We start from the raw sequence: 7482 nt of genomic DNA, 5'->3' as shown, positions 1-7482 counted from the left end.
TGTTACTTGGTCTTACAACAAGCTCCATTAATGTTGGAGACTCACGATACATTTCTTTCATTTCACCTAAGATTTACTGTACACACTTATATATCCTTTTTCGTTCCACTACTTATCTTTCTATAAGCTGCCGGGTATACCCGTTTTCTGTACATCGTAAATCTATAACCTCCATTCTTTACTTTGTATGAATATTGTTCAGTCCTTCAGTATTTCTACCTATTATGACCTCTGCTGACTTCTCATCATTCGTTGTTACTACGACTTCCATCGCTGATGAGACCTCCCCGGGTAAGCGTAATCACTTTCCACTCACGTCACTGCATCATTTACTATATAGAACTCGGGTAGTATCGGACTTTATCTTGTTAAGCAGATTCGTCCATTCTACATAGCCTTATATGATATTTCTGTTCGTCAGTGCGAGTGTTTGCGTCCGACTTCCTTCAGATTCCACTTCACAATGGACACCCTTGTCTTTCGCTAACAGTTCCTACTACCAAGCCTGTAACAGACTTTCACCGTCAAGTTATTACCCATGCCGGGAGCACTTATATAAACCCCACCTATTCACCAGGTGGGGCTGTGTTTTCTTCCAGGTGTTTTTGATACTCATAAAGTGTTTTGGCATTCTTCAAAGTCAAATTCTCTATGCTTCTTTCACCACGACGCATAGCATTTATATTGCCATAACTTACTCCAGTATCTTTATTTATTTGATAACTGGATATTTCTTTGCTATCAATGAGTTTTTTTATTGCATTGTATAATTCATTGTAACTGTTCATATTTTCGGAATGAGGCTGTAATTTTATAAAGTCAGTAATAATATAAGATTAATTACTGATAATATCAAAGTCAATATGAATATTACAAAAATAACTTTCTCTTTTTTTATGTTTGCCATCTTTAGTACCTCCATTTATAATGAGGTAAAGGGCTTACGCCCTTACCTAGTTAGTATGAGTGTTGCAATGAGTGTTAGTATTTGTATGATGAGCCCTGCGACGGCTATCATCAACATTTTTTCATTGTAACGCTCTTTTTTTCAACCTTTTCACTTATCATCTAGCCTCCTCCTTTGTTTCGTTTGCGATAACTTAGGTTAAGAATACAATATAAAAGTTTCGATGTCAACAACTTTATTTAGAAAAATTTCTTGTGTTTCGAAAACGAAACTCATATAATAAAAGTATCTTATAATATGGGGGTTTTTGACATGGGAATTGGCAAAGGTCTTAAAATGTTGAGAAACAGCAATAACCTAACTATGGAAGAGTTAGCCAATGATTTAAACAAAAAATATCCTGAATCTATGAAACTAACTAAAGGAAAAATATCCAAATGGGAAAATGAAAAAGAAGAACCTCGTTTATCCACTGCGAAAATATTAGCAGAGTATTTTGATGTTATGATAAATGATTTATATGATGATAAGCACAAAGAAGAACACACCAAGTCAATCACTACTATATATAATCAATTAACACCCTATCGTCAAAAACACGTTCTCACATACGCTAAACATCAATTGGAAATACAGAACGAGCGCACAAATGATGTAATCGACCTAGACGATTATAAAGGAGACATTATCCAAGAAACATCTATTAACGGTTATGCTTCCGCTGGTATTGGAGAACAACTCTTTGATGAACCAAGATTTAAAGTTAATGTCAAAGGTTATATACCACCACACGACTTAGCACTTCAAGTTAATGGAGATTCGATGGAACCAATGTTTGAAAACGGAGAGATTATCTTTGTTGAAAAAACACACGACATCAAAAATGGGCAAATTGGGGTTTTCATCATTAATGGAGAATCCTTTGTAAAAAAAGTGCGTGTTGAAGATGATAGACTCACTTTAATATCATTGAACAAAAAATACAAAGACCTTCACTTTTATGAAAATGAAGGTGTGAAACTTGTTGGCAAAGTGATTTTATAGCAAATAAAAAGGAGTGATCGTGATGAAAGATTTTCTATATTTAGATACTGATTCTATTTCAAGTATCTCAGCTCAATTATTTGAAGGTAATATACTTGAAATAATTGATGAGAAAGCAGAAGTTAGAGGTGAAAATATAACTGATAACTATGGTAGCAATGAAAAGAAAAGTAACTCTGCGAAATTAGGAATCAGTGCTACAAATGTTAGTGGAACTGCTGAAAATTCTACGTTTGAAAATAAAACTGTTCAATTCATGAATAATGACACTTTCAAAATGGGGATAAAAAAAGCTTACGATGACTTCTTATACAATAAAGTACATGATGAATTGAAATCAAAAAAAGCAATAAAAAAATTAAAAGATAGCAATCAATTTGATTTTGTTGCTATTGACGATAGTTACAGCGTATTAGATCTACACACTTCTTCTAAAATATTTGACACAGATTTACTTCGACAACTCCCATACATTAATGATCGACTTGAATTACCGAGTATTAAATCTTTAGAAGATAAATTTAAAAGCGCAGAAAAGTACCTTTCAAATCCAGGATCAAATAAAATTCCACGCCACTTTCAAAACTCAACCGAGTTAAAAAGTTTTTATAATAGCTTTAAGGAACTGTATGCAATGAAAACTTTTAATGAGATGACCAAACATTTAAATGTCACTTTGGGTCATAAAATAATTTTAAACAAAGATAATACCATACTGATTGGAGACAGAGAACATTTGCGTATTCCAGGTGAAACCATATCTTTAGCAAACAAAATAAATTTAAAAGGTTTTGGTAGAAAGATAACTATAACAGAAAAAATATCTAGTGTAACTGACTTTCAAAACAAAAGTTCTGATAAACAAGGTTTTCTTTCAGAAGGAACTCAAGGTATGTTAATGATATACCTTAGCTCAATATTAAACTTAAACGAAAAGGACACCTTTGATATAATCCAACCAATTGGTTTAGAATTCTCAAAAGTGCCTGAATAGTTCTTTTTCAACATGTTTCTGAAGATTGCTTTTGTTCTCATATAACCTATGCTTTAAGTTTCTTTGTTTCATAGTTTCATAGTTTGTTCGGTGACTTTTTGACATACTTATGCGTTCTTTTTCAATTAGATTGATTTTACTTTTAACTAATTTAATCATAATTAGCACCACCTGTCTTTAGTACGATTATAACACAATTACTGTCGATATGTAATTTTAGATATACTGGGTAGCCCGCCTACCCTATATATTTTTTACAAATAAACAGAACATACGTTCTTAAAAGGAGTGATACGAATGACTTCATTCACAGTATCAAAAAGGAAAAACAAAAAATCGACTAGCTGGCAGTATGACGTAAAGCACCCCTCTTTCAAATCAGGCAAAAAGAGAAAGTCTGGTTTTAAAACTAAAGCAGAAGCAATCAATGCTGCACAACAACTTATTCGCGACTTAGCAGATGGTAATTTTGTAGAAGATAATAAGACATTTTCTGAGTATTATACTGACTGGTTAGAAATAAAAAATAAAAAACAAGTTTCGTCCAAACAGTACTATTGGTATGAGCGCTCTCTAAAGCTATTCAATGAATACTTCGGTTATGATTTTTTAATCAAGAATATCAAACGTTCTGAATACCAAAAATTTTTGAACGAATTTGGTCAGGGAAGAACGACAGAAACAGTGAGAAAAGTACACGGATGTTTATCACGTTGTATAAAAGACGCAGTATATGACGGTTATTTAAGAAAAGACCCGACTTATCAAATAGATTTGAAAGGCACAAAACAACCTAAACGAGAAGAAAAAAAGTATATAAGTACTAAAAATTATTTAGATTTAATCCAATACTTTAAAAACCGTGATGAAGAAAGTTATATTTTTCTTTTTATTTTAGCGATAACAGGCGCTAGATTTAGCGACGCAATCAATATGGTTCCTATAGATTTAAATGAAAAAGACGGGCTCATTCATTTGAGAGGCACTAAAACCAATAATGCGGATCGATTCGTGGAAGTTCCTAAAAAAGATATTAAAACTATAAAGTCTAAATTAGCTAAACTCCCTAAACAGGTTGATGGTAAAATTTTCAAACTTAGCCATACCGCAGTGAGTAAATCATTTAATTATGCTAAGAAAAGCGTAGGGCTAAATGATGACGGCATAACACCTTACTCACTAAGACACACTCACACCTCTTACCTACTTTCTAAAGGAATACCGATTGAATATATCAGTAAAAGGTTAGGGCACTACAACATCTCAATAACTTTAGACGTGTACTCACATTTGTTAGAAGAACATAAAAAAGAGCAAGGTCAACGTGTCAGAGAAATTTTTTCTTGACACTTTTTTGACACTTGCAAATACAAAAACCTTTAACATCAAGGGGTTTCGGTTTTAAATAACGTCCTGGGAGGGATTCGAACCCCCGACCGATGGCTTAGAAGGCCATTGCTCTATCCAGCTGAGCTACCAGGACTTTTAACACAAAGTTAATTATAACTAACTCTCATAAATAAATCAACAACACACTTTGGAAATTTATTTTCTTTTAACCTATATCAAGGAATTTTACAATGATTTGCATTCAATGAGTTTCAGCAATGCATTAAATACAAAAATATATCAATTAATCCTCAAATCAGTTATAGTATAAAAGAATTCAAAAAAAGGAGATTGATTATGACAAACTTATATCCATATTTAGCTTTTGAAAATACAAAAGAAGCATTAACGTATTATGAAGATGTTTTTGGTGCAACAGATGTAATACGTTTACCAGTTACTAAAGAACAAGCTAGTCAATTTGGTTTAGATGAAACACAAGCAGAATCAGCAACGATGCATGCCGTATTTGTAATCGGTGGTACACAACTGTATGCTGCCGATTCATTTGGTAAAACAGGACAATTGAATGGTGCAATTTCTTTGATGTTAGATTATGATATTACAAATGAAGCGGACGCAAAAGAGATTCAAGCTTTGTACGACCGTGTGAAAGACCATGAAAGTATTAATATTGAACTGCCATTTGAAGAACAATTCTGGGGTGGCAAAATGGGTGTGTTCACTGACAAATATGGCGTTCGTTGGATGTTACATGGTACAGATTATGAAAAAATGGCACAACAACATCAATAGTATTCATTTGCTATCGCTATGCACATATCAGTTAAATAAATAATATTGCTTTTATTTTCTTATTATTTTTTTAAATAAAAACGCAGTAAAAAATAGCCATCAAAATGGATTAAAGTAAATGATGGCTATTTTTGTGCACTTTTTTAGGCTGTTCAGCTTCTACAGTAAAAAGGCAGAATGGCTTATCATGCCACCCCACCACAAAAGATATAGCGCCTGATTTTGTTAGTTCAACTACTGATGTACATAGTCTTTGGGCAGTTTCTTTGTTGTATTCGATGCCTATTTTTAATGACCTTCTATTTTAACTCTATACTTTGTAAAATCTGATGGTCACGATTTCTAAAATTCACTACACCATGTGCATCATCGTATTTGATTTCTGCATAGGTTTCCTCTACATGACTACGTGATTGTGAAATACTTCCTGGATTGATGACGTGGATTCCATTTATTTTTTCATAGCGCGCCACATGCGTATGACCATACAATGCAAATTGTGCGCCTTGTTGATGTGCTTGGTCAGCAATCATTTCTCTAGAACGGTTCACCCCAAATAGATGACCGTGTGTTAAAAATAATGTTACATCATCAAATTGTGCAACTGCTGTTTCTGGAAATTCGGGATAAAAGTCCATATTCCCTTTCACACGTTGATAAAGTGCTAACTCAGTATCATCATATTTAAATTCTGAATCACCGAGATGAAAGAAAGCATCTGCATCATCATGATGTTCATAGATATTATATAAAATGCCAGTTTCTGAGTGGTTATCACTCACTGCTATATACTTTTTCATACTTACTCATCACCTTGAATAAATGCTTGTAGTTTGTCGATAGCTTTGCGTCTATGGCTGATTTCTGCTTTCTCTTCCGCAGTTAATTGTGCCATTGTTTTATTTTTGCTTGGCACATAGAAAACAGGATCATACCCAAAGCCATTGTCTCCATTGCGTTGTAGTGTAATTTCTCCATCAACTGTCCCTTTAAATGTGTGTGTCTCACCTTCAGCCGTCGTCATACTAATCACACACACAAAACGTGCAGAGCGCTGTGTTTCTGAGCCTAACTTTTCCAGCAACTTATCGATATTGGCATCATCATCCTTTGCTTCGCCTGCATAACGCGCCGAATAGATACCAGGTTCACCATTCAATGCAACTACTTCCAGACCGCTATCATCAGCGATTACTGTTTTGCCAAGTTCTTTGGCAGCTGCTTCAGACTTTAAACGTGCATTTTCTTCAAATGTTGTCCCTGTTTCTTCGACGTCAAAACCAGTGATAAGTGAATCGATACCCACCACTTCATCATCACGAAATATCATTTTAAAATCATTAATTTTTCCTTGATTTGATGATGCAATGACAATTTGTGCCATTGTGCATCCCTCCTATTTCAATGTTATTTTTTGAACTTCTGCATCGATTTTTAACCATTCTTTAATAATATACGTCATATGTGTCACATCACCATTTGCAAAGAAGCGATGTTGAGGATTTGGATGATAATGTGCATGCTCATGACTAAATGTCAATAAAGCACTCACTTCACGCGCAGTTTCAAGCCCTGAGGAAATGACAACTTTACACTTACCAAAATAATCATAAATCGGCTGATACAACAATGGATAATGCGTACATCCAAGAATGACCGTATCCGCATCATACTGACGCCAGCGTTTCAAAGTTTGGTGCATAATAATACTTGTTATCGTCGGATCTTTATATTTCATCTCTTCAACCAGAGGCACAAACCCGGGGCATGCAACACCACGTACTTCTACATGTGGATTGATACGATTAATCTGATGACGATATGCTTCTGACTTAATCGTCCCTTCTGTTCCTAAGACTAATACTTTTTGATTTTTAGTAGTCATAATAGCTGTACGTGCACCTGGTTCTATCACGCCAATTACTGGTATTTTTAATTGCTTTTGTAATGGTTCTAGTGCGACAGCTGTTGCTGTATTACAAGCAATAACCAACAGCTTGATATTGTACTGGGTAAGAAATTCTGCCATTTGTATCGTGAAATCTCTCACTTCATCCGCACTTCTTGGACCATATGGGCAACGTCCTACATCCCCAAGATAATAAATCGTTTCATTAGGAAGCTGACGTATGATTTCCTTTGCAACAGTTAATCCACCCACACCTGAATCCATGACACCAATTGGTCTTTCCATGGCTATTCCCTCTTCTCTACATGTCTTAATGACCATTTTATCATTGATGTTACATGTATGCTAGAAAGTCAAACCTTGAAATAGCGCTCTATTAACACCTTTTCATTACTTGTCTGTCCGTGATAAAAAAATACAAGCCGGAATATTAATAGAAAACAATATCAAAAGTAAGGAGCATGTTATAAAAAGCAGTAGCTG

The 7482-nt window shown here is 34.3% G+C and carries 8 protein-coding genes and 1 tRNA gene; 4 read left to right on the top strand and 5 right to left on the bottom strand.

Annotated elements, in window-relative coordinates:
- Positions 1–566 precede the first annotated feature (566 nt).
- Positions 567–788 carry a hypothetical protein gene (locus NXS11_RS07650; protein WP_259200311.1) on the bottom strand — a complete coding sequence of 74 codons (222 nt, stop codon included), beginning with the start codon at positions 786–788 and terminating at the stop codon, positions 567–569.
- Between the two features lie 431 nt (positions 789–1219).
- Between NXS11_RS07650 and NXS11_RS07645 the strand changes: the two genes are divergently transcribed.
- The 3 genes from NXS11_RS07645 (at position 1220) to NXS11_RS07635 (ending at position 4292) form a co-directional block, all read left to right on the top strand.
- On the top strand, positions 1220–1951 hold the full coding sequence (locus NXS11_RS07645) for an XRE family transcriptional regulator (protein ID WP_259200309.1): 732 nt from the start codon (positions 1220–1222) through the stop codon (positions 1949–1951).
- 22 nt (positions 1952–1973) lie between these two features.
- Positions 1974–2945 (top strand): DUF6414 family protein, encoded by a 972-nt coding sequence (locus tag NXS11_RS07640; RefSeq protein WP_259200307.1) that lies wholly within the window; start codon positions 1974–1976, stop codon positions 2943–2945.
- A gap of 297 nt (positions 2946–3242) precedes the next feature.
- Positions 3243–4292 carry a tyrosine-type recombinase/integrase gene (locus NXS11_RS07635; RefSeq protein ID WP_259200305.1) on the top strand — a complete coding sequence of 350 codons (1050 nt, stop codon included), beginning with the start codon at positions 3243–3245 and terminating at the stop codon, positions 4290–4292.
- A 62-nt stretch (positions 4293–4354) separates the two neighbouring features.
- Here the strand turns inward: NXS11_RS07635 and NXS11_RS07630 are convergent.
- Positions 4355–4428, bottom strand: a tRNA-Arg gene (locus NXS11_RS07630).
- 203 nt (positions 4429–4631) lie between these two features.
- Here NXS11_RS07630 and NXS11_RS07625 point away from each other — a divergent pair.
- Entirely contained in the window at positions 4632–5090 is a 459-nt protein-coding gene (locus NXS11_RS07625; RefSeq protein ID WP_259200303.1) for a VOC family protein, read from the top strand.
- A gap of 299 nt (positions 5091–5389) precedes the next feature.
- On the opposite strand, the gene NXS11_RS07620 is transcribed toward NXS11_RS07625, so the two are convergent.
- From NXS11_RS07620 to racE, 3 genes are read right to left on the bottom strand one after another with little or no spacing between them, the layout of a single operon-like run.
- Positions 5390–5890, bottom strand: a complete 501-nt coding sequence (locus NXS11_RS07620; RefSeq protein WP_259200302.1) for a YfcE family phosphodiesterase — start codon at positions 5888–5890, stop codon at positions 5390–5392.
- Between the two features lie 2 nt (positions 5891–5892).
- Complete coding sequence (locus tag NXS11_RS07615) at positions 5893–6474, bottom strand: XTP/dITP diphosphatase (RefSeq protein ID WP_259200300.1); 582 nt, start codon at positions 6472–6474, stop codon at positions 5893–5895.
- 12 nt (positions 6475–6486) lie between these two features.
- Positions 6487–7284, bottom strand: coding sequence for a glutamate racemase (racE, locus tag NXS11_RS07610; protein WP_259200299.1), 798 nt, complete (start codon positions 7282–7284; stop codon positions 6487–6489).
- Between the last annotated feature and the right edge of the window lie 198 nt (positions 7285–7482).

Origin of the sequence: Staphylococcus americanisciuri, from assembly GCF_024814435.1 — a bacterium.
Lineage (GTDB): Bacteria > Bacillota > Bacilli > Staphylococcales > Staphylococcaceae > Staphylococcus > Staphylococcus americanisciuri.
The sequence above is the reverse complement of the archived record's forward strand: the minus strand, read 5'-3'. Positions and strand labels throughout refer to the sequence as shown.